General features: G+C 59.7%; 22 protein-coding genes. 9 read left to right on the forward strand and 13 right to left on the reverse strand.

The features are described 5' to 3' along the window. The first annotated feature begins 99 nt into the window (after positions 1-99). From ACKVY0_RS21770 to ACKVY0_RS21810, 9 genes are all read left to right on the forward strand, one after another. Positions 100-1158 (forward strand): hypothetical protein, encoded by a 1059-nt coding sequence (locus tag ACKVY0_RS21770; RefSeq protein ID WP_409216959.1) that lies wholly within the window; start codon positions 100-102, stop codon positions 1156-1158. Positions 1159-1502: 344 nt separating this feature from the next. Then, on the forward strand, positions 1503-2102 hold the full coding sequence (locus ACKVY0_RS21775) for a formylglycine-generating enzyme family protein (RefSeq protein WP_409216960.1): 600 nt from the start codon (positions 1503-1505) through the stop codon (positions 2100-2102). Positions 2103-2394: 292 nt separating this feature from the next. After that, a complete protein-coding gene (gene miaA, locus ACKVY0_RS21780) occupies positions 2395-3333 on the forward strand; it encodes a tRNA (adenosine(37)-N6)-dimethylallyltransferase MiaA (protein ID WP_409216961.1) in 939 nt (312 codons plus the stop codon). After that, on the forward strand, positions 3288-4388 hold the full coding sequence (aroB, locus tag ACKVY0_RS21785; RefSeq protein WP_409216962.1) for a 3-dehydroquinate synthase: 1101 nt from the start codon (positions 3288-3290) through the stop codon (positions 4386-4388). Before miaA ends, aroB begins: the two co-directional genes overlap by 46 nt. Before the next feature lie 180 nt (positions 4389-4568). Further along, on the forward strand, positions 4569-6398 hold the full coding sequence (locus ACKVY0_RS21790; protein ID WP_409216963.1) for a vWA domain-containing protein: 1830 nt from the start codon (positions 4569-4571) through the stop codon (positions 6396-6398). Between the two features lie 58 nt (positions 6399-6456). Continuing rightward, positions 6457-6657 (forward strand): hypothetical protein, encoded by a 201-nt coding sequence (locus ACKVY0_RS21795; RefSeq protein ID WP_409216964.1) that lies wholly within the window; start codon positions 6457-6459, stop codon positions 6655-6657. 83 nt (positions 6658-6740) lie between these two features. Continuing rightward, positions 6741-7079 (forward strand): hypothetical protein, encoded by a 339-nt coding sequence (locus ACKVY0_RS21800; RefSeq protein WP_409216965.1) that lies wholly within the window; start codon positions 6741-6743, stop codon positions 7077-7079. 403 nt (positions 7080-7482) lie between these two features. Then, on the forward strand, positions 7483-11457 hold the full coding sequence (gene smc / locus ACKVY0_RS21805) for a chromosome segregation protein SMC (protein ID WP_409216966.1): 3975 nt from the start codon (positions 7483-7485) through the stop codon (positions 11455-11457). Positions 11458-11545: 88 nt separating this feature from the next. Continuing rightward, the gene (locus ACKVY0_RS21810) at positions 11546-12970 is read left to right on the forward strand and encodes a hypothetical protein (protein WP_409216967.1); all 1425 of its coding nucleotides are present in this window, start codon (positions 11546-11548) and stop codon (positions 12968-12970) included. A gap of 31 nt (positions 12971-13001) precedes the next feature. On the opposite strand, the gene ACKVY0_RS21815 is transcribed toward ACKVY0_RS21810, so the two are convergent. From ACKVY0_RS21815 to rplD, 13 genes are all read right to left on the reverse strand, one after another. Next, entirely contained in the window at positions 13002-14477 is a 1476-nt protein-coding gene (locus tag ACKVY0_RS21815; protein WP_409216968.1) for a TlpA family protein disulfide reductase, read from the reverse strand. A gap of 232 nt (positions 14478-14709) precedes the next feature. Then, complete coding sequence (gene rplX / locus ACKVY0_RS21820; protein ID WP_409216969.1) at positions 14710-14997, reverse strand: 50S ribosomal protein L24; 288 nt, start codon at positions 14995-14997, stop codon at positions 14710-14712. Beyond that, a complete protein-coding gene (rplN, locus tag ACKVY0_RS21825) occupies positions 14994-15362 on the reverse strand; it encodes a 50S ribosomal protein L14 (protein WP_409216970.1) in 369 nt (122 codons plus the stop codon). The genes rplX and rplN overlap by 4 nt, the downstream gene beginning before the upstream one ends. Positions 15363-15407: 45 nt before the next feature. Continuing rightward, positions 15408-15692 (reverse strand): 30S ribosomal protein S17, encoded by a 285-nt coding sequence (rpsQ, locus tag ACKVY0_RS21830; protein WP_409216971.1) that lies wholly within the window; start codon positions 15690-15692, stop codon positions 15408-15410. Between the two features lie 33 nt (positions 15693-15725). After that, positions 15726-15944: a 50S ribosomal protein L29 gene (rpmC, locus tag ACKVY0_RS21835; RefSeq protein WP_409216972.1), complete on the reverse strand. Its 219-nt coding sequence runs from the start codon at positions 15942-15944 to the stop codon at positions 15726-15728. Between the two features lie 20 nt (positions 15945-15964). Next, positions 15965-16387 carry a 50S ribosomal protein L16 gene (rplP, locus tag ACKVY0_RS21840; protein ID WP_409216973.1) on the reverse strand — a complete coding sequence of 141 codons (423 nt, stop codon included), beginning with the start codon at positions 16385-16387 and terminating at the stop codon, positions 15965-15967. A gap of 44 nt (positions 16388-16431) precedes the next feature. Then, complete coding sequence (rpsC, locus tag ACKVY0_RS21845) at positions 16432-17229, reverse strand: 30S ribosomal protein S3 (protein WP_409216974.1); 798 nt, start codon at positions 17227-17229, stop codon at positions 16432-16434. A gap of 33 nt (positions 17230-17262) precedes the next feature. Continuing rightward, positions 17263-17706: a 50S ribosomal protein L22 gene (gene rplV, locus ACKVY0_RS21850; protein WP_409216975.1), complete on the reverse strand. Its 444-nt coding sequence runs from the start codon at positions 17704-17706 to the stop codon at positions 17263-17265. A gap of 27 nt (positions 17707-17733) precedes the next feature. Continuing rightward, a complete protein-coding gene (locus ACKVY0_RS21855; protein ID WP_409216976.1) occupies positions 17734-18513 on the reverse strand; it encodes a hypothetical protein in 780 nt (259 codons plus the stop codon). Positions 18514-18546: 33 nt separating this feature from the next. Continuing rightward, positions 18547-18825: a 30S ribosomal protein S19 gene (gene rpsS / locus ACKVY0_RS21860; protein WP_294398970.1), complete on the reverse strand. Its 279-nt coding sequence runs from the start codon at positions 18823-18825 to the stop codon at positions 18547-18549. Positions 18826-18849: 24 nt separating this feature from the next. Then, a complete protein-coding gene (gene rplB, locus ACKVY0_RS21865) occupies positions 18850-19689 on the reverse strand; it encodes a 50S ribosomal protein L2 (protein ID WP_409216977.1) in 840 nt (279 codons plus the stop codon). Between the two features lie 48 nt (positions 19690-19737). Continuing rightward, complete coding sequence (gene rplW, locus ACKVY0_RS21870; RefSeq protein ID WP_409216978.1) at positions 19738-20022, reverse strand: 50S ribosomal protein L23; 285 nt, start codon at positions 20020-20022, stop codon at positions 19738-19740. Positions 20023-20024: 2 nt separating this feature from the next. Next, on the reverse strand, positions 20025-20636 hold the full coding sequence (gene rplD / locus ACKVY0_RS21875; RefSeq protein WP_409216979.1) for a 50S ribosomal protein L4: 612 nt from the start codon (positions 20634-20636) through the stop codon (positions 20025-20027). Positions 20637-20638 lie beyond the last annotated feature (2 nt).

Genomic DNA, 20638 nt, shown 5'->3' on the forward strand with positions numbered 1-20638 from the left:
AAAGAGGCTGTTTTGTGCGAGTGAATCGGGGGCGTTGAAGTGGCGCATGAGTGAAGGTGTGCCTTCTTGTACCAGCCCCCCGAGGCATGATCAAGCACCATGGACTTTTTGCGCTCGCGTCTGCTCAGTGATTTTTACTGGCAGGCGGGCGACAAAGAAAAGTCCTTCTCTGCGTCCTCCAAGGCGCTTTCCTTCGATCCCTTCTCCCCCGTCGTCCGCGTGAACCACGCCGCCATGCTTGCGGAGTCGGGCCGCATCTCGGAATCACGCGCCTTGCTGGATGGCCTGCTCCGCGATGATACCGACCACGCCAAATCCATCCTCGACCGCCAGACCTTCTACCGCCACGAACTCGTGGCCGATGTCCTCCGCTTCGTGCAGCAGCACCTTGATCCCGCTGCCGAGGCGGTGAAGCTCGAAAACACCGACCTCCAGGAACGGCTCCGCCACATCCGCGAGCACGGCCACTACCGCCAGTTCGCCGGCCACAAAAAGCGCTTTGAGGAAACTCTCGCAACCCTCTCCACCCTCAAAGCCCGGCGCGAACGCAGCCCCGTCTCCATTCAGTGGCTCCAGGAAATCAATGCCGCCTATCATCGCCTCACCGAGATCGAGGTTGATGCTGCCAAAGCCGCCGCCGCCACCCGCCGCTTCGCCCGCCTCACCGCCGCCCGCGAGGAGGTCTCCCAGTTCCTTGATTCCGTGCTCTCCCGCGCCCGCGCCATCACGCTCGATGCCGCCCGCCACCCCCTGCTCCACATGGAGATGGAGAAGATCAAAGCCCACCTCGCCGAGATCACCTCGCCCGACACGCTGCACGCCGCCTGTGATCTCACCATCAACTACCTCGACGCCCGCCTCCGCGCCACCGAGACCGGCTACGCCCTGGCCAGCGAATCCAACATCATCCTTCGTGGCCGCAAACGCGCCGCCGCCGCCAGCTCCCTCGCCGCCGCCCTTGCCACCCTGCGTGACCGCATCGAGAAACTCCGCTTCGAGAAGATTGCCGAGCCCTTCCAAATCTGTCCCTCCTGTTTCTCGCACTGGCCCAGGGAATACAAATGCTGCGGGCAATGTGGGAATGGAATGCCGAAGCCGCTGAAATTGGACGATTCCTTCGCTACAAGCCCAACACCCATGCCACCACATGCCCCATGATTTGCGCATCTTGTAAGCTCGAAAATCCTCCCGGAATGAAGTTTTGCGTGAGCTGTGGCGAAGACCTAGCTCAGGCTGCACAAGCTGCTCAGAGAGCACCATCGGCGTCCAGCGACACGCCTGTCCCAGCGATAACAAGTCCATCCGTCTCGCCAGCCAACAGCACGAATACATGGCTGAAAGCTTCGCTGTTACTGGCAGGCATGTTGGCACTCGTCTTTCTTGGTTTGAGGATCTTTCAGTCACCACACGCGGACTCGCAGAAGGAGAGGCAACCCTCCGCGAACATAGAGTCCTTTGTGGAGAAATTGGGAATGCAGTTCGTGTCCGTGCCCCTAACAAACGTGAAGTTCTGCACCACCGAAGTCACCTATGACCAATATCAGGCTTATGCCCGCGAAACTCCAGGCACCGATTCTTCTTGGGAAAAAGCATCCGGCAAAGGCAGCCACCCCGTCGTCTATGTGAGTTTCGATGATGCCATGGCTTTCTGCGAGTGGTTAAGTCGCAAGGAAGGAAAAAACTATCGCCTGCCCACCGATCATGAATGGAGCTGCGCTGTAGGCATTGGCGATCAAGAGGATTCACGGGCTACACCCAAGGCAAAGGATGGGAAAATCGTCGATGTCTATCCCTGGGGAATTAGCTTCCCACCGCCAAGCAATGCAGGAAACTACAACTTGCCAGAGGATGGTTATGAGCGAACGGCTCCCGTCGGTAGCTATCGCCCCAATCGTTACGGCATCTACGATCTCGGAGGGAATGTTTCGGAGTGGTGCCCGGATCCTTATGAACCTTCATTTACCGGTCGTGTGTTGCGCGGGGGTTCGTGGTACAGCGGTCCGTCGAGTCTGCTCTCGTCCTACCGCTACGACCGCGGTCCCGGTAATCGTGACGTCAGCATCGGGTTCCGTTGTGTGTTGGTGGTGGGGTCTGGTGGCTAGGCTTTTACCTTCTGCCCTTTTACTCCTACCCGGCAGCCGCAGGCTTGGAATTCATGGCGCGAAGCTAATGAAAGCAGGAAAGGGTCAGGTGACGATAGTTGACAGCCATTGATCTACCTCCTTCGCCATGACCATGGGCCGGTCTTCAGCCGCTTGATCTGCTGGCCCACATTCACCGCGCTCTTCAGTCCTGAGCATGATCCGCATGCTGCCAAACCGGTCCCGTCGGTCAATAATCTCTCTGCGCCTTGATGCGGGCTGCCGTTTCCGCGAGTATGACGCACCGCCTCGCATGCTTCCCGCCAGAACCATCTTCCTCGTTGGCCCCACCGCTTCCGGCAAATCGGCGCTGGCGCTCGCGCTCGCCGAACGCATCGGCGGTGAAATCGTCAACGCCGATGCTTTCCAGCTTTATGCGGGCATGAACATCCTCACGGCGAAACCTGCCGCCACCGAACTGGCCCGCGTGCCGCATCATCTCTACGGCGTCCTGCCACTGACCGAATCCTGTGATGCACAACGCTACCACGCCCTCGCATTGCCGGTGATCAAAGACATCGCACAGCGTGGCCGCACGTCCATTGTCGTCGGCGGCTCGGGGCTGTACCTCAAGGCGCTCACGCACGGCCTGTCTCCCCTGCCCGCCGCCTCGCCAGCCTTGCGCGAGCAGTTCAAGCATCTCAGCGCCGGGGAAAAAATCGCCTGGCTGCTCCAGCGCGACCCCGAGGCCGCCACCACCGTGAATCTGCGCAATCCGCGCTATGTCGAGCGTGCGCTGGAAATCTGCCTGCTCGCCGGACGCCCGCAGTCCGGCCTGCGGCGTTCGTTTGCGGCCCAAGAACCGCAGGTGAACGGCATCATCCTCGACTGGAACCGCGAAACGCTCTACGCCCGCATCAATCAGCGCACGCTGACCATGATTAAGGCCGGCTTGATCGCCGAAGTCACCGCGCTCGGTGAACTCTCGCCCACGGCCGAGAAAGCCATCGGCATTCGTGACGTGCGCGAGCATCTCGCCGGACGCGGGAACCTGGAAGACACCATCGCCGCCATCCAGCAGGCCACGCGGCGCTATGCCAAGCGGCAAATCACCTGGTTTAGGCGCGAACGCTGCTTCCAAACGATTTGCCTCGATTCCCTTCCGGCGGCAGAGTACGCACTCTCCCGCATCTTCGAACTCTTTCCATGCCTCCGCCCGTCCAGCCCGTCCGCCCCGTCTTCGTCAACCTAGGTCCGCGCAGTTACCTCGTGCAGGTGGGGCGTGGTCTGCTCAAGACGCTCGGTGAGGAAGTGAACAAGAAAATGCCGGACCGCGTGAAGTGCGCCGTCGTCACCGACTCGAATGTCGGCCCGTTGTATGCCGAAACTGTGATGGCAAGCCTGCGCGCCGTCGGCAAGGAGCCGCATCTCATCACCGTGCCCGCCGGTGAGTCGTCCAAATCGCTGACTTGGAGTCAATCCGTGCTCAGCGAGATGGTGCGCTTCGGTTTGGACCGCAAAAGCTTCGTGGTCGCCCTCGGTGGCGGTGTCATCGGCGATCTCGCCGGTTTCTGCGCCTCGATTTATCAGCGCGGCATTCCCTACGTGCAGGTGCCCACCACCGTTCTCTCGCAAGTGGACAGCTCTGTCGGCGGTAAGACCGGCGTGAACCTGCCGCATGCCAAAAACATGGTCGGCGTCTTCCACCAGCCGGTGCATGTCATCGCCGATCTCGACACGCTCAGCTCGCTCGCGACACGCGAATGGAACGAAGGCTTCGCCGAAATCATCAAGCACGCCTGCATCCGCGATGCCTCCATGTTCAAGGCCATCGAGGACATCGCCGCAGGCAAAGGTGACATCGTCGGCCTCATCCGCCGCAACATCTCCATCAAGGCCGTCATCGTCGAAGCCGATGAGTATGAAACCATCGGCACGCGCGCGCTGCTCAATTTTGGCCACACTTTGGGTCACGCCATCGAAGCCGCCGCCGGTTATGGCAGGCTGCTGCATGGTGAAGCCATCAGCCTCGGCCTGCGTGCCGCTGCGTGGCTCTCCGCGCAAATCTCTGACCTCACCGGCGTGGATTACGAACGCATCGTCGCACTGCTCAAGCTCTGCGATCTCCCCACCAAGCTTCCCGACGATCTCGACATCGAGGAGATCATGCGCATCGCCCGCATGGACAAAAAATTCGAGAACGGCAAGATCCGCTTTGTCCTCCTCCGCAAAATCGGTGAAGCCTACGTCAGCAAAGACGTGATCGAGGGGCACCTGAAGCAGGCGCTCGATGAGTTGCGGAAGTGAGCTGGTGCGTGCGTCGGTGCTCAGTGCTCGGATCAATCCTACTCGTCCTCCTACTCCTACTCGTCCTCGATGCTACCGCGCCGATGCCCCAACGCCGTCAAGTGCTCAGTGCTCAGTGCTCAGTGGCCAGTTGATACTCGACAGCTTTACTGTCCTACTGTCCCACCAACACACTGACGCATGCGCTTCCTCAACCCCAGCTACCTCCACCTCGCCTGGCTCGCGCTGATCCCGCTGGCGCTGTGGTTGTTCCGCCGGCAGGCGAAACGGGTGCCGGTTTCGACGCTGCTGTTCTTCAAATCGCTCGCCCGTGAGCATCAGGAGTCCGCGTGGCTGCGGCGCATCAAGAAATGGCTCTCGCTCCTGCTGACGCTGCTGGTGCTGTTCTTCGTCATCCTCGCTCTCGCACGCCCCAGCAGCAATCTCTCGGCCGATTCTCCCGGTGCGGTGGTCATCGTCGTCGATCGTTCTGCTTCGATGTCTGCCAAAGACATGCAAGGCCGCGCCCGACTCGATGAAGCGAAACGTCGTGTGAAGGATCGCATCCGTTCCTTGCCCGATCAGGTTGTGCTTTCGCTGATTGCCTTCGATGCACGCCCGCATGTGCTGCTCTCACGCAGCCGCAACCGCCGTGAGTGCCTGCGCCTGCTCGATGAACTCACGCCTGCACCCATCGAAGGCAAAACCGAGGCCGCGTTGAACGTCGCCAAACGCCTCGCCGACCTCGAAGCACGTTCCCGCATCTGGCTGGCGGCGGATTCGCGCGTTGTGGATGCTGCGGTCGATTCGATTCCCGTAGCACTGCCCGAACCACTCAACGTCGGCATCACCGGCTTCCAAATCCGTCACAGCCCGCTCGCCCGTGATCGTTACGAAGCCTTCGTCAAAGTCAGCGCTGCCGCCAGCAACAAAGAGAAGACCACTTCGACCCTCGAAATCACTATCGCCGGTCGCATCGCCCAACTACGCGAGCTTGAACTCGCCCCCGGCGCCTCCTCCTCGCTCATCCTGCCGCTCGAGGGCGTGCGCGGTCAGCGTTTGGAGATGCGTTTGAAGACCACAGGCGATTGTTTTGGCTGGGATGATGGCCTTGCCGCGCCACTGCCCAAAACCAAGCCGCTCACCGTCGCCTGGTTTGCCGAAAAGCCCGATCCCTTCACCGAACTCGCGCTTTCATCGCTCATCGAAGCCGGACGCATCGACATGAAGAAGGGCGATCCCGCCGCGTGGCCGCCGAAGGAGCAGCCGGATGTCTATGTCTTCGAAAACTGGCTGCCCAAAGAGTGGCCCACGGATCGTCCCGTGATTGCGCTCACGCCTTTGACCAATTCCGGCCCGCTGCGCACTCGCCCGCTCAAAGGCCTGCCCCATGACAGCGTGCGTGCTGTGCAGCCCGATCATCCCGTGCTCTTCCGTGCCAGCAGCAGCCGCATCGCTGTCACGCAAACGACCGTGCTCGAACTTCCCGCGTCGTTGGAACCCTTGTGGATCGCTGGCACAGAACCCGTGCTTGCTGCCGGTGAATCAAGCGGCCAGCGCATCGTCGTCACCGCCTTCTCGCCCTCGCAGTCCGAACAACTCGCCCTGCTGCCGTCCTTCCCGCTCATTCTAGGCAACGCGCTTTACTGGTGCGCCGAAAACAGCGAAGCCCTCGCCGACATGCGCACGCTGCACACGGGCGAGATGCTCCATGCCAGCAGCCTCGTGCAATGGCATGCCTGGGATGGCGACGCCTTCATCGAAGCCTCCGACGATCCCGCCAACGGCCTGCTCTCCCTCAATCGCATCGGCGCATGGGAAAGCGGCGACCACAGCGGTGCCTGCGCCTTGATCTCCGACGCTGAAACCAATCTCCCTGCCCTGCCTCCCGACACAGCTCTCTCCAGCCAACCAGCAGCCCCCCTCATCACCGCCTCCGCCTTCAGCACCTGGCCCAAGCGTCTGATCTGGCTCGCGCTCGCCTTGCTGCTGCTGGAGAGCTTTCTGTTTCATCGCAAAGCGGTGTATTGAGCGAGCTAGACTACAGACCACCACTTGCCCGCAGGGCTTGAACTGGTTATTTTGAACCATGAGCACACTCACAGAAATCGAGACCGCAGCAGCCACGCTGCTGCCAGAACAGCAGGAAAGCCTGCTGCTGTTCCTCGCTGACCGTCTGCGTGACGCCCGCGCCACAGTGCCAGAGCCGCGTAGTTTTACGCCAGCTCAGATTCAGCAATGGATTAAAGATGACGAGGAAGACATGCGTGGGTTCCGGGCCGCCTCATGAGATTGTTCCTCGACACAAACGTGCTGCTATCAGCATGCGGCTCGGCTTAAGGTGCCTCACGTCAGATCATTGAACTTGCAGCCTTGAATCGCTGGCATCTTGTCGTCACGCCCTATGTGATCTCCGAAGTGCAGAAAAACCTGCCACAGGTGTCGCCCACCGCGCCGGTGGAGTGGCCGGCTATCCAGGCGCATCTCCTCGTGATGCAGGATGTTTACAGCATCCACCTTCCTGCTGTTTTCAGTGTCCCCAAGGACCGCACTGTGTTGTTCGGCGCGTTGGCATGGGCGGACGTGCTGCTGACTTTGGACAAAAACGACTTTCAGGATCTACTCGGTGCCAGTTTTTACCGCTTGGCGATTTTGAAGCCGGGAGAATATCTAAAGCGTGAGCGAGATGCTAGCAGGTTGAATATGCCCTGAGCCGTGTCCATGCAATGGAACCACAGAGACACAGGGGACACAGAGGGAAGAGTCTTGTTGATCGATTTCACCATGAGGTGACTTCCAGGTGTTTCTTAAATCCTCTGTGTTCCCGGTGCCTCTGTGGTTCACCTTCTGTATGGTTACGGCTGAGTGAAACTTGTTCACAGCCGCTGCGTTTATTCACAGCTTTTGGGAGCTGAAAAATCCCACATCTTGCTTCGGAAGTCCTAACTAAGCCCAAGATAAGGGAAAAACGGCCTTCGTTCTTGCGGGCATGGGGCATGGAATGGTTCAATCCATCTCAGCACTCCTTTTTCCCGGCCACGCCCATTCCCAGATCTGAGCACTCAGCACTGAGCACTTCTGACTTTCTCAACTCTAACGCCTCCCCTTTCCCGTCATGTATCTCAAAAGCCTCACCCTTCACGGCTTCAAGTCCTTCGCGGACAAGACCCACTTTGAATTCCACAAAGGCGTCACTGGCATTGTCGGCCCGAACGGCTGCGGCAAGTCAAACGTGGTCGATGCCATCCGCTGGGTGCTCGGTGAAACGTCTGCCAAGGCTCTTCGCGGCGATGAAATGGCCGACGTCATCTTCAATGGCACGGACAAGCGCAAGCCCGTGGGTCTTGCCGAAGTCACGCTCACCATGGCGGACTGCGAGCAGTCGTTGAACGTCGATTTCAATGAGGTCGCCCTCACCCGTCGCGTGTTCCGCGATGGTCGCAGCGAATACCGACTCAACAACACGGTCTGTCGTCTCAAAGACATCCACGACCTCATCGCGGGCACCGGCATCGGTCGTGCGGCTTACTCGATCATGGCGCAGGGCCAGATCGACATGTTGCTCAGCTCGAAGCCTGAAGACCGTCGCACGGTGTTCGAAGAAGCCGCCGGTATCACCAAGTTCAAATCTCAGAAGCGGGAAGCATTGCGCAAACTCGAATACACCGAGGCCAATCTGCTCCGCGTGGCCGACATCGTCGCGGAGGTGAAGCGCCAGATGGGAACCTTGCAGCGTCAGGCGGCCAAAGCACGCCGTTATCAGACCTTGCTCGAAGACACGCGCCTGCTCGACACCCACCTCGCGCACAAGCAATACACCGAGTTTAGCGGCGAGAAGTCCGAAGCCGAGACCCAGGTGCGCATGATGGCGAACCAGATCGAAGAATTGCAGCGCAAGCTGCAAACCGCCGAAACGGAAGCCGCGCAAACGCGCGAGGCCTACCACGCGCTCGAATCGCAGATCAGCCAGGCACGCCAGCAGGCGCAGGAACTCCGCTCGCAGATGCAGAGCGCCGAAGGCCGCATCGGCTTCAACAAGGAGCGCAGCGAGGAACTCGAAGGCCGCATCCGTCAGAACGAAGAACAGATCGCAGCCAACGAAGAACTGCTCGATCAGGCCCGCCGCGATCTCGCGAATGCCGATGAACAACTTCTCGCGATCACCGATAACATCCAAACACGTCAGCTTGCGATGAACGAGCACGCAGGCATGCATCAGAGCATCCTGCCGGAGCGCAACCGCCTTGAAAGCGACCGTCGCGCCATTCGCGAGTCGATTCGCCAGTTTGAAGGCCAGATGGCCGCCAGCGAGGCGCGTGCGCAGTCGTTGAGCAATCAAATCTCCGCCGACCGTCAGCGCTACGAGTCACTCGCGCATGATCGTCAAACCGCCGCGCAGGCCCGTGAGTCCAGTCAGATCGAATACGACGAGCTTCAGCGCAACATCCAGGAACTCGAAGAAACGCGCAATCAACTCGACGAGAAGGCCAAGGACTGTGCCCGTGAGATCATTGAACGCCGCCGTCAGCGCGACGCGATGAACAACGAACTCAACGGCCTCCAGCGCAACCTCACCCAGCGCAAGTCACGCCTCGAAATCCTCGAACAACTGCTGCAAAAAGGCGAAGGCCTCTCTTCCGGCACGCAGAGCGTCCTCAGCGGCCTCGACAACCCGGAAGTCTATTCCACTGGCGTTCGTGGCCTGCTCGCCTCCAGCATCGAAGTCGATCCCGATTTCATCCCTGCCATCGAAGCCGCGCTCAAAGATCATCTGCAAGCGGTGTTGCTCACCGAGAGCGAACTCGCCGCGCAGATCATCGACCGCCTCACCGATCACAAGATGGGCCGTGCCTCGCTCGTGCCGCATGACTTCTGCAATCTGCGCAACGCTGCGGACCGCGAACTCATGCCCGCTGGTGCCATCGCCTGGGCCACCGATAAAGTGCGCGTCAAAACCGGCGTGCAGAGCCTCATTGATCACCTGCTGCACAATGTGGTCATCGTCGATGACCTGCACACGGCACTGCGCATGAAGCGTGAGATGCCGCACCTCGCCATCGCCACGATGCGCGGTGAATTCATCTCCACCGACGGCATCATCAACGGCGGTGCCAGCAAGGAAGAAGGCTCCTCCACCTTGCGTCGTGAAGCCGAAGTGCGCCAACTCCGCACCGAGGTCGAAGCGCTTGAACTTCAGTTCATGGAGAAGGAAGACGCGGTGAAAACCGTCAGCGCCCAGCTCGAAGACATGCAGCGCGAGGAAGTTTCTCTCCGCGAGCAGAGCCAGCGCGCGCGTGAAGGCTTCTCGCAGTTCCAAGGCAAGATCAGCGTCGTCCAGCGTGCGCTGCAACAAGCCACCGCGAAGCTCGAAAGTGTCGAGTGGGATCAAAATCAGATCCAGGAGCGCATCGGCGGTTCTGAAAGCCAGATCAATCAACTCCGCGAGGCTGCTGCCATAGCGCAGGAGCAGCTTGAGTCCTCCCGCGTCCGCGAAGGCGAGCTTGAGCTCGAAATGGAGTCCTTCCTCCGTCGCGAACTCGAATCCAGCGAGCGTCTCAACGAACTCCGCACTGCGCTCGCGCTCGAACAAAGCGCGCTGCATTCCATCGAACGCCAGAAAGCCCCACTCGGCGTGCGTTTGCAGGAATTGCAGGCCGGCATGAATCGCTTCGCCGAAGAGATCAACACCTGGCGCGTCCGCATCCAGCAGAGCGATGCTGAAAACGCCCGCTTCCAGGAACAGGTCGAATCCCAGCGTGGCGCCATCGCCGCCATCGAAGAACACCTGCAAGCCCGCACGGAAGAACGCGCCGGATTGTTCGAGCAGGTCAGCCAGCTCGAAACCCAGCTCACGCAACTGCGTCAGAGCTACAACGGCCTCAACGAATCGCGCAACCGCGCTGAAGTTGCACTGACGCGAGTCGATCTCCGTCTCGAAAACCTCATCAATCAGGTGCAGGAGCGCTACAGCTTCCACATCAACGCCTTTGAGCCTGATTACCATGTGCTCATGGTCACCATCGAGGAGCAGAAGAAAAATCGCAGCCGTGGCAAGAAGGCTGCGGCGAATGCTGCTGAGCCAGCCTCAGATGGGACACCGTCTGACATGTCTGACTCGTCCGACCAGTCCGACACCCCCGAGGAACCTCAAGAGCACGTCGTTCCCGCGATCTCCAACCGCGATGACGACGAAGACCTCGAAAACATCGTCATCCCTGGCGAAGAAGCGCAGCCGGACTGGGCTTTCGTCATGGAAGTCGTCTATGAACTGCGCCAGAAGCTCGAAGGCATCGGCCCGGTCAATCTGGACGCCATTCAGGAGTTTGAAGAACTCGAAGAGCGTCACAACTTCCTCGACACGCAGCACAACGACCTCGTCAAATCCAAGGACGAACTGCTACAGGTCATTGCGAAGATCAACGAGACCACGAAGACCATGTTCGTCGAGACGTTCACGCAGGTGCGCGGCTTCTTCCACGACAACTTCCGCGAACTCTTTGGTGCGCAGGCCAAGGCTGACCTCATGCTCGTGGATGAAGGCGATCCCCTGGAGTCCGGCATCGAAATCATCGCCAAGCCGCCCGGCAAGAAGCTGCAAACCATCAGCCTCCTCTCTGGTGGCGAGCGCAGCATGACCGCTGTGGCGCTGCTGTTCTCCATCTACCAGGTCAAACCCAGCCCCTTCTGCGTGCTGGACGAGTTGGACGCTCCGCTCGATGAAACGAACATCGGCCGCTTCCTCAAGATGCTCGACAAGTTCATCGACAACTCACAGTTCATCATCGTGACCCACAACAAGCGCACCATGAGCCGCGCGGATGTGATCTACGGCGTGACGATGCAGGAATTCGGCATCAGCAAGCCCGTCGGCGTGCGCATGACGACCGAAGACAGCCGCACCATGGACAAGACCGTGCAAGAACTCGCCCTCGAAGCGCCGAATCAGCCGAACCCACCCAAACGCCGGAAACAATCCGGTGACGGCACCACGGATGAGTCCGAGCTCATCCACGAAGACCTCGACGAAGAGCAAGAGCGTCTGACAGCCATCGAAGCACAGGAAGAACTGTCCCCCGCTGCGCTGGTTTAACAGCGAGTCACGAAGTCAACGCACAAGAGGGTCAAGGTCTCGCACCTTGACCCTCTTGACGTCTTGACCGTTGACGCTCCTATCACCCATGACCTTCACCATCGAGTCCTTCCAGTTTCATGTGCTGCCTATGCACACGCGATTCCCGTTCAAGTACGGCATCGCCAGCATGAGCGCCCTGCCGCATTTGTTTGTGACAGTGAACTTGGTGTTGGATGGTAAAGCAGTGGCCGGACTCGCGAGCGAAGGCCTGCCGCCGAAGTGGTTCACGAAGGATCCAGACACGCTGTTTGAGGTCGATCTGGCCGAGATGATTGCGGTGATTCAGAATGCGTCACGCATTGCACGACTGGCCGCCGAGAAGGCGACAGGTTTCTTCGCGTGGTGGCAGAACTTGTATGCGGAGCAGACGCACTGGGCGCAGGTGAAGGAAGTGCCGCCGCTGCTGGCGAATCTGGGCGTGAGTTTAATCGAGAGAGCTGTGCTCGACGGCCTGTGCAAGGCGCTGGGACTGCCGCTGCATGACGTGCTGCGCTCAGACGTGCTCGGCATTGATCTCGGCGCGGTTCGTGAGGAACTGCGCGGCATGCGGGTGACCGATGTGATCGCACCGCAGCCGCTGGCACGCATCTTTGCCCGACACACGATCGGCCTCGGCGATCCGCTCACGGCGGCGGATGGGGCTTTGAATGACGGGCTGCCCTACACGCTGGAGGAAAACATTCGTGCTTATGCCCTGCGTTACTTCAAGCTCAAGGTCTGTGGCAAACCGGAGACCGATCTGCCGCGTCTGCGCGAGATCACCCGCATCCTCACGGCGAACTGCCCGGACGGCTTTCATGCGACGCTGGATGGCAACGAACAGTTCTACGATCTGACGAGCTTCCGTGACTTTTATGCGACGTTGAGCGCCGATGCCGCGCTTGCACCGTTGTTCCGCAGCCTGCTGCTCATAGAACAGCCGCTGCATCGCTCCAAGGCGCTGAACGAAGCCGTGGGAGACAGTTTGGGCATGATCATCGACGAAAGCGACGGTTCCCTGGCCGATCTGCCGCTGGCACTCGACCTCGGCTATCGCGGCACGAGCCACAAGAACTGCAAAGGCATCGTCAAAGGCATCGCCAATGCCGCCTTGCTCAAAAAACGCGTCGCTACCATTCCAGGCGGCCCGATTCTCAGCGGTGAAGACCTCGCGAACGCGGGGCCGGTGGCCTTGCTGCAAGACTTGAGCGTCATGGCTCTGCTCGGCATCACGCATGTGGAGCGCAACGGCCATCACTACTTCCGAGGTCTGAGCATGCACTCATCTGCCACGCAGGACGCGATGATCGCGCAGCATGCCGACTTGTATCAACGCCATGCCAAAGGTTTTGCGACGCTACGCATTGAGAATGGCACGCTCGATTTGCAAAGCGTGAATGCCGCACCCTTTGGATGCGGCATCACCTTGGATGTGACTCAGTTCGAGCCGTTGAATGACTGGATCAAGCGCGGCGGGATGGCGGAACTGTGAAACGAGGGCTCCGCCATTGGGTCATCCCGTCTTAATTCGCGCCGCCCGTTGCCAGAAGTTTCTCCACCTGGCCGGCCAGATTCTGGCGGGCATTTTTCGTGACGAGCCTGCCCTGCTGGTCGATGAGCCACATCGTGGGGATGCCCCTGATGCCGTATTTCACGCCAAAGGCATTCTGCCAGCCTTTGCCGTCGTAGTATTGCGGCCAGGGCATGTTCTTGGCCTGGGTTACTCGTTGCAGCGGAACCTTGCTGGTGTCGAAGGAGATGCCGATGATCTCAAAGCCCTGCTCATGATACTTGTTGTACGCATTCACCACGTTTGGAATCTCGGCCATGCAGGGGCCGCACCAGGTCGCCCAGAAGTCGATCAGCACCACCTTGCCGCGCAGGCTGGCGAGATCGACCTCACGGCCATCGACGGCGGTGAAACGGATGTCTGGCATCTCTGCTGGTGCAACAGGCACCGATGGCTTCGACACAACCACAGGTGCGCTGGGGGTGTTGCTAACCGCCGTGATCACAGTGCCAGAACCGTTCGGCGTCAGGAGCTTCGCCACTTGTTCCGCCAGATTGGCGCGGGCGTTTTTCGTGACAATCCGGCCCTGCTGATCAATGAGCCACATCGTGGGGATGGAACGAATGCCATACTTCACACCGAAGGTGTTCTGCCAGCCCTTGCCGTCGAAGTATTGTGGCCAGGGCATGTTCTTGGCATTCGTCACCTGCCGCAGCGCAGCCTCGCTGGTGTCGAAGGAGATGCCGACGATCTCGAAGCCCTGATCATGATACTGGTTGTACGTTTTCACCACATTCGGAATCTCGGCCATGCAGGGGCCGCACCAGGTGGCCCAGAAGTCGATCAAGACAACTTTGCCGCGCAGGCTGGCAAGATCGACTACTCGGCCATCGACGGCAGTGAAACGAATGTCCGGAATGTCCGCCGACTCCACTGGAGCAACGGGAGTGTTCACGGCAGCGTTCTGCGCAGGAGTGGTCTGTGCGCCGGGTGTGGCCACAGGATTCGCCGCAGTCTTGGGGGCGGCTGCATTACCGCCAACTGCCGGGGCCGGGGCCGGGGCCTGGTTCTGCGCCGCTGTGCCGCTCGTCCGGCCCTTCTGGTTTATGGACTGCGCTCCCAGCGAAGCTTTTTGCCGCATCGTCATTTTGGCAATCAGCCACTGCAACTGCTCCGCGCTCAGCGTCAATGGACCGACCGCCACGGTTTCATTCTTAGGCTGCGCCAGAGCAGCGCCGGCAAGCACGGCAAACACAATGGCTGCGAGCAGCACATCCCGCAGACGACGGGCATGAGAAACGAAACTCCGCCAGCCTGAGCGGGCAGGAGCGACCGCAACCTGAGTGTCCACGGAGCGGACCGTGTAGGTTTGTTTTGACCGTGTCAGGTAGAGCTGCCGTTCATAGCGCGGCCAGTCTGCGAGGGACAGTGTTGACGGCTGCTTGGCGGAAGAACCGGTGAGACCAGAGAGGCGGATGTAAGTTTTCATGAGAGGAGTGTGGTGAAGTGTTCGGAGAACACGCCCATCCTGCGGCAGGACTGAAAACCCGGGTATGGGCAAGGTTACCCATGAAAACGGCGATGGTGTCGCGAATAACAAAGGACCGCCTGTCCCAGACGGTCATGCGGAAGCAACGTCACAAAAAGGCGCCCGCAGACGCTCGGGTGGAGCGAATGCGGGCGATGGAGCTGCGAATCGAATCGTGGCGAAGCGTTGCGGCTTATGCCTTGGCCTTCTTCTTGGCAACTTTCTTTTTCTTCTCTTTCGCGGGCGCTTCGACGCGCTTCACGTTGGAAATGTGGATAGGAGCTTCTTTTTCCTGAAAGCCGCCGGCCTGGTTCTGCTGGGTGGGCTTGATGGCCTTTTTGATCATGCGGACGCCTTCGACGAGCACACGGCCCTTGGCTGGCTGCACTTGTAGGACGATGCCCTGCGCGCCTTTGGCGGCTCCAGAGATGACGACGACATTGTCGCCTTTTTTAACGTGGGTCTTGATGTGGCTGCTCATAGCACTTCGGGGGCGAGGGAAACGATCTTCATGAAGTTTTTGTCGCGCAGTTCACGGGCCACCGGGCCAAAGATGCGTGTGCCGCGCGGGTTGTTGTCTTTGTCGATGATGACCATGGCGTTCTTGTCGAAGCGCAGGATCGAACCATCCACACGACGGATCGGGTGCGAGGTGCGGACGATCACGGCACGGACGACTTCGCCCTTCTTCACGGCGGCGGTCGGGGTGGACTCGCGAACGTGAGCGGTGATGATGTCGCCGATGTAGGCGAAGCGGCTGTTTTTCTTGCCCAGCACGCCGATCATCGTGGCCAAGCGGGCACCGGTGTTATCAGCCACCGGGATTGAAGATTCCATTTGCAACATAAGCTGTTTCCTCTTTTCAGGGTTTCAGGTTCGAAAATTTCAGGACTAGTGCTTCTGCACTTCCACCAGTTCCCAGCGTTTCAGCTTCGAGAGCGGACGGGTTTCAACGATGAGCACCTTGTCGCCTTCCTTGGCCTGCTGCGCTTCATCGTGGGCGTAAAACTTGGAGGTCTTGCGCACGATCTTCTTGAACTGTGGATGGGGAACGCGGCGTTCGACCTCAACGACGATGGTCTTCGTCATTTTATCGGACACCACGACGCCGACACGCGTTTTGCGCACGGTTTTCTTTTCGGGGGCGGCAGGGGCTGCTGCGGTGGGCTCGCTCATGATATTAGAAATGCTTCAGGGGGTTATCCGGGATCAGGCGGCCTTCTTGGCAGCGGCGGCGCGGGTGCGCTCGGTGATGATGGTTTCGATGCGGGCGATCTCCTTGCGGATGTGGGTCAGGCGCGCAGGGTTTTCGAGCTGGCCGCCACCGGCGCTCTGCTGGACACGCAGATTGAGGGCTTCCTGCTTCAGTTCGCGACGGCGTGCGGAAAGTTCTTCCACAGTCGATTCACGGAGTTCTTTGATCTTCATAAATTCAGTTCGCAGGGGTGTTATTTGTGCAGGCTTTCGCGGCTGACGAAGCGGCAGCGGAGGCCGAGCTTCGTGGCGGCCAGACGGCAGGCTTCACGGGCGGTGGCCTCGTTCACGCCGGAAATTTCAAACAGCATGTGCCCAGGAAGCACGACCGCGACCCAAAACTCAGGTGCGCCTTTGCCCTTACCCATTCGGACTTCTGGTGGGCGCTGCGTAACGGGCTTGTGAGGGAAAATGCGGACGAAGACCTTGCCTTTGCGCTTCAGGAAACGCGTGATGGCGACGCGGCAGGCTTCGATGTGGATGTTCTTGATCCAGCCGCGGTCAAGCGTCTGAAGTCCGAACTCGCCGAAGTCGAGCTTGTTGCCGCTGGTGGCGTTGCCACCGCGATTGCCGCGCTGGTGCTTGCGATATTTAACTCTGCTGGGAAGAAGGGCCATAGTCTAGGTCCGGTGAAAAAGGGTTAGTGCAAAAGTGGGTCAGATCATGCCTGTGCAGGCGCTGGAGCAGGTGCGGGCGCACCGTAGCCGCCACCACCGCCACCAGGGCCAGTGCGTGGACGCTCGCCACCACGCGGGCCAGGGGCGCCAGGACGGCGGTCACCACGGTCGTTGTTGCGCGGGCGACGGTCGCCGGAAGGACGGGATACGCCTTCTGGGGCGTTGCCACGGTTCATCCAGCACTTCACGCCGATGATGCCGTAAACGGTACGTGCTTCAGCGAAGCCATAATCAATCGGGATACGCAGGGTCTGGAGCGGCACCTTGCCCTGGCGATACCACTCAGCACGGGCAATGTCAGCACCACCGAGACGACCGGCGCAGCGGAGACGGATGCCATCAGCACCCATGTCCATCGCGGTCTGCACGGAGCGCTTCATGGCGCGACGGAAAGAAATACGACGCTCAAGCTGAACGGCGACGGCTTCAGCGACGAGCTGCGCATCGAGTTCGGGCTGCTTGATTTCGAAGATGTCGATCTTCACCTGCTTGCCACCGCACATTTCGGAGACCTTCTGGCTCATCACTTCGATTTCCTGGCCTTTACGACCGATGACAAGGCCGGGGCGGGCGGTGTGAAGCGTCACGCGGACCTGGTTCCAAGCGCGTTCGATGACGATCTTGGCAATGGCAGCCTGCATGAGCTTCTCCTTGAGATAGCCACGGATCGCGAGGTCGCTGTGGAGCGAATCGGCGTATTCTTTTTCAGGGGCATACCACTTGGAGCGCCAGTCTTTGGTGACTGCGAGGCGGAAGCCGATCGGATTTACTTTCTGTCCCATAAAGTGAGGAGGTGCGGTTCGGAGGCGTTGCGGTTATTCGGAAACTTTGGCTTTGGCGGCTTTGGCTGCCTTCTTCTTGGCAGGAGCGTCACGGCGGGCGGATTTAGGAGCTTTCTTCTCTCCTTCGGACTTGGCTTCTTCAACCTTCGGGGCGCCGATGATAACGGTGATGTGCGTCATGCGCTTCTTAATCGGAGCGGCTGAGCCACGAGCGCGTGGCATGATGCGGCTGAGGACGGGACCGGGAGTGGCGATGGCGGATTCCACGATGAACTCGGAGGCGTCCAGTTCGTGGTTGTTCTCGGCGTTCGCGATGGCGGAGCGGAGAGTTTTACCAATGAGGAAGGCGGCTTTCTTCGGGGTGAAGTCGAGAACGCTCAGCGCTTGGGAAACAGGCATGCCGGTGATGGCGCGTGTGACTTGGCGGGCTTTCTGCGAGGAGATCCTGGCGTATTTGAGGACGGAGCGGACGGACATAAAAGCGAGGGGGTTCTGTGGACTTCTTTAGAGAGATTTGTTGAGATCGACGCGGCCCCGGTCGCCCACACGGACGGGATCGGTGGCGCTGGCCAGTTCCTGGACCACGGCACCACAGACGGAGTTGCGAACTTCGGTGACGAGGACTTTGGCGATGGGCTTGTCTTCGCGGAAAATTTCAAATGGCATGCCGGGCTTCACGCCATCTTTGCCACCGATGGAGAGCACCGCGATGCCGAGTTCATTCTTCAAGCTGACGACTCGAGCATTTTGCATGTCGCCGGCAGGTTGGCCTTCGGCCTGGCCGCCACCGGCTTTGACGAGAGCACCATCAGCCTTGGTGATTGCCTTGTTGAGGCGGTCAGCGGCGGCTGGATCGGCGTTTTGGGCGCTTTTCATCAGGCCCATGCCGGATTCAGCGAGTTCAATCAAGGCATTGGCGAGTTCGTCGCGCTGTTCCTTCATGATGCGCAGATCACTGAGAGCAGAGAGCAGGCGTTCCTGGGTCTGATCCTTGGAGTTTTCGAGCGCACCGACTCCAAGACCTTCCAGAAGGCCGCGCAGTTTTTCGTAGCGGTCCTTCAACTCAGAGGTTTCGGCATTGGCAGCGGCAGCACTTTGGGCCAGCGCATCATTCTTGTCCTTGGAGGCCAAGTTTTGAGCTTCGAGAGCCTGAATCTTGGCAGCCGCGACTTGCAGGGTGGTGTGCAGTTCCTGCAACTCAAGCCGGTCCTGCGCGGGCACGGTCACGATGCTCGCTGCGAGAAGCAGGGAGCAAAGGATGCGTGTTGGAGCGGAGGACGACATAGAATCGAGGACGAGTAGGAGAACGAGGACGAATTATTTGGCGGCCTTGACGGTGACGGCACCGTGAGACTTGAAGAGACGGGTCAGGGAGAATTCACCGAGGCGATGGCCGACCATATTTTCAGTCACATAGACGGAAACGAAGTCCTTGCCGTTGTGAACGAGGAAGGTGTGGCCCACCAAGTCAGGAGTGACCATGGAGGAACGTGCCCAGGTCTTGATCGGGCGTTTTTGCTTGGCGTCGTTGAGCTTGTCCACCTTGTCGAGGAGGGCTTGCTGAACGAAGGGGCCTTTTTTGAGGGAGCGTGCCATGAGAGTGCGTGAGTGAGGAATGGATTACTTCTTGGCGTGACGGGTCTGCACGATGAGCTTGTTCGTGGCCTTCTTCTTGTTGCGAGTCTTCTCGCCTTTCGCATGGCCCCAAGGGCTAAGGAGATGCTGACGACCACCACCGGACTTGGAGCGGCCTTCGCCACCACCGTTCGGATGGTCAATCGGGTTCATACACATGCCGCGCACGGTCGGGCGGGTGCCCTGCCAGCGGGTGCGGCCCGCCTTGGCGCTGACGACGTTCATGTGCTCAACGTTACCGACCTGGCCGATGGTGGCATAGCAGGTGGCGAGGATCTTGCGGATTTCGCCGGAAGGCATGCGCACCAGGGCGAATTCACCTTCACGGTTGGAGAGCACGGCGGCCTGACCAGCGGCACGGGCGACAACGCCGCCTTTGCCGGGGGACAGTTCGATGTTGTGGATCGAGGTGCCGAGAGGAATTTTGCTCAAAGGCAGCGCATTGCCGAGTTCAGGAGCGGCTTTTTCACCGGCGGTGACCAATGCACCGACAGCGAGATTGTTCGGCGCGAGGATGTAGGCACGCTGACCGTCCTTGTATTCGATCAAGGCGATGCGGGAGGAGCGGTTCGGATCGTATTCGATGCCGACGACCTTCGCAGCTTCATCGCGACGGGAGCGCTTGAAGTCGATGAGGCGATAGCGCTGGACGTGACCACCGCCGATGTGACGGGTGGTGATGCGGCCAGTGTTGTTGCGGCCACCAGACTTGCGGAGAGCCACGGTGAGGCTTTTCTCCGGCGAGTGCTTGGTGATCTCATCAAAGGAGTTCCACTCCTTGTAACGATTGGTAGGAGTGGTGGGCTTGAATGTTTTCAGCGCCATGACGGTGGGATAAGTTAAAGGGTTGTGCCTGCGGGCCGGATGCCAGGGTTAAGCGAGATCGAACTTTTCACCCGCTTTGAGGCGGACGATGGCTTTCTTCCAATGATTGGTGCGGCCGTAGTCGGCGCGGCGTTCACGACGGGCCTTGCCGTCATAGTTGCAGGTGCGGACGCCGGTGACTTTTTTGCCGAACAGCTTTTCAATGGCCTGCTTGATGTCGATCTTGGTGGCATCGACATCGACGGAGAACACGTACTCATTGTTCTGTTCGCCGAGCAGCGTGGCTTTTTCGCTGAGACGGATGGTTTTGATGACTTTATGGAGGTCTTTCATGATCAGGCAGTCCTCTTGGCAAGGGTTTCAAGGGCGTCGCCGGTGACCACCACGCTGCGATAGCGGAGGAGGTGTTCGGCATTCACTTCGTCAGCGGAGATGAGCTGGACGTTCTGGACATTACGACCAGCGCGGAAGGTGAGTTCATCAAAGCCTTTGCCGATGAGCAGCACGTTCTTGGCGGTGGTGAGACCGGTGACGGCAGCGATGAAGCTCTTGGTCTTGCCATCGGCAACAACGAAAGTGCCAACGGTGAGCACTTCGCCATCCAGAATGCGGGCGGTCAAAGCGGCGCGGAAGGCGAGCTTCTTGGTGCTCTTGGGGATCTTCTTCGCCCATACGGTCGTGTTGCGAGGGCCGAAGACGACACCACCACCACTCCAGATAGGAGAGCGCTTGCTGCCGGCACGGGCATTGCCGGTGCCCTTCTGGTTCCAGGGCTTGGCGCCGGAGCCAGAGACTTCCGAACGGTTTTTGGTGTGGGCATTGCCCTGACGACGGTTGGCACGGTAGGCCACCAGGGTGTCACTCAATGCCTGGGAGCCTTTATAGCCCTCGGTCAGTTGAATGTTTGCCTGCTTGGCGGCGTCGGCGGTGAGAATGTTAGCGGACATGA

The sequence above is a fragment of the Prosthecobacter sp. genome, from assembly GCF_046154365.1.
GTDB lineage: Bacteria > Verrucomicrobiota > Verrucomicrobiia > Verrucomicrobiales > Verrucomicrobiaceae > Prosthecobacter.

Coding starts and splice junctions, on each gene's coding strand:
- rpsS (WP_294398970.1), bottom strand. CDS start 18,825: ATGGCACGCTCCCTCAAAAAAGGCCCCTTCGTTCAGCAAGCCCTCCTC.
- ACKVY0_RS21810 (WP_409216967.1), top strand. CDS start 11,546: ATGACCTTCACCATCGAGTCCTTCCAGTTTCATGTGCTGCCTATGCAC.
- rplP (WP_409216973.1), bottom strand. CDS start 16,387: ATGGCCCTTCTTCCCAGCAGAGTTAAATATCGCAAGCACCAGCGCGGC.
- rpsC (WP_409216974.1), bottom strand. CDS start 17,229: ATGGGACAGAAAGTAAATCCGATCGGCTTCCGCCTCGCAGTCACCAAA.
- aroB (WP_409216962.1), top strand. CDS start 3,288: ATGCCTCCGCCCGTCCAGCCCGTCCGCCCCGTCTTCGTCAACCTAGGT.
- rplW (WP_409216978.1), bottom strand. CDS start 20,022: ATGAAAGACCTCCATAAAGTCATCAAAACCATCCGTCTCAGCGAAAAA.
- ACKVY0_RS21795 (WP_409216964.1), top strand. CDS start 6,457: ATGAGCACACTCACAGAAATCGAGACCGCAGCAGCCACGCTGCTGCCA.
- miaA (WP_409216961.1), top strand. CDS start 2,395: ATGCTTCCCGCCAGAACCATCTTCCTCGTTGGCCCCACCGCTTCCGGC.
- rplD (WP_409216979.1), bottom strand. CDS start 20,636: ATGTCCGCTAACATTCTCACCGCCGACGCCGCCAAGCAGGCAAACATT.
- rplN (WP_409216970.1), bottom strand. CDS start 15,362: ATGTTGCAAATGGAATCTTCAATCCCGGTGGCTGATAACACCGGTGCC.
- ACKVY0_RS21815 (WP_409216968.1), bottom strand. CDS start 14,477: ATGAAAACTTACATCCGCCTCTCTGGTCTCACCGGTTCTTCCGCCAAG.
- ACKVY0_RS21770 (WP_409216959.1), top strand. CDS start 100: ATGGACTTTTTGCGCTCGCGTCTGCTCAGTGATTTTTACTGGCAGGCG.
- ACKVY0_RS21790 (WP_409216963.1), top strand. CDS start 4,569: ATGCGCTTCCTCAACCCCAGCTACCTCCACCTCGCCTGGCTCGCGCTG.
- rpsQ (WP_409216971.1), bottom strand. CDS start 15,692: ATGAGCGAGCCCACCGCAGCAGCCCCTGCCGCCCCCGAAAAGAAAACC.
- rplX (WP_409216969.1), bottom strand. CDS start 14,997: ATGAGCAGCCACATCAAGACCCACGTTAAAAAAGGCGACAATGTCGTC.
- ACKVY0_RS21855 (WP_409216976.1), bottom strand. CDS start 18,513: ATGTCGTCCTCCGCTCCAACACGCATCCTTTGCTCCCTGCTTCTCGCA.
- smc (WP_409216966.1), top strand. CDS start 7,483: ATGTATCTCAAAAGCCTCACCCTTCACGGCTTCAAGTCCTTCGCGGAC.
- rplB (WP_409216977.1), bottom strand. CDS start 19,689: ATGGCGCTGAAAACATTCAAGCCCACCACTCCTACCAATCGTTACAAG.
- rplV (WP_409216975.1), bottom strand. CDS start 17,706: ATGTCCGTCCGCTCCGTCCTCAAATACGCCAGGATCTCCTCGCAGAAA.
- rpmC (WP_409216972.1), bottom strand. CDS start 15,944: ATGAAGATCAAAGAACTCCGTGAATCGACTGTGGAAGAACTTTCCGCA.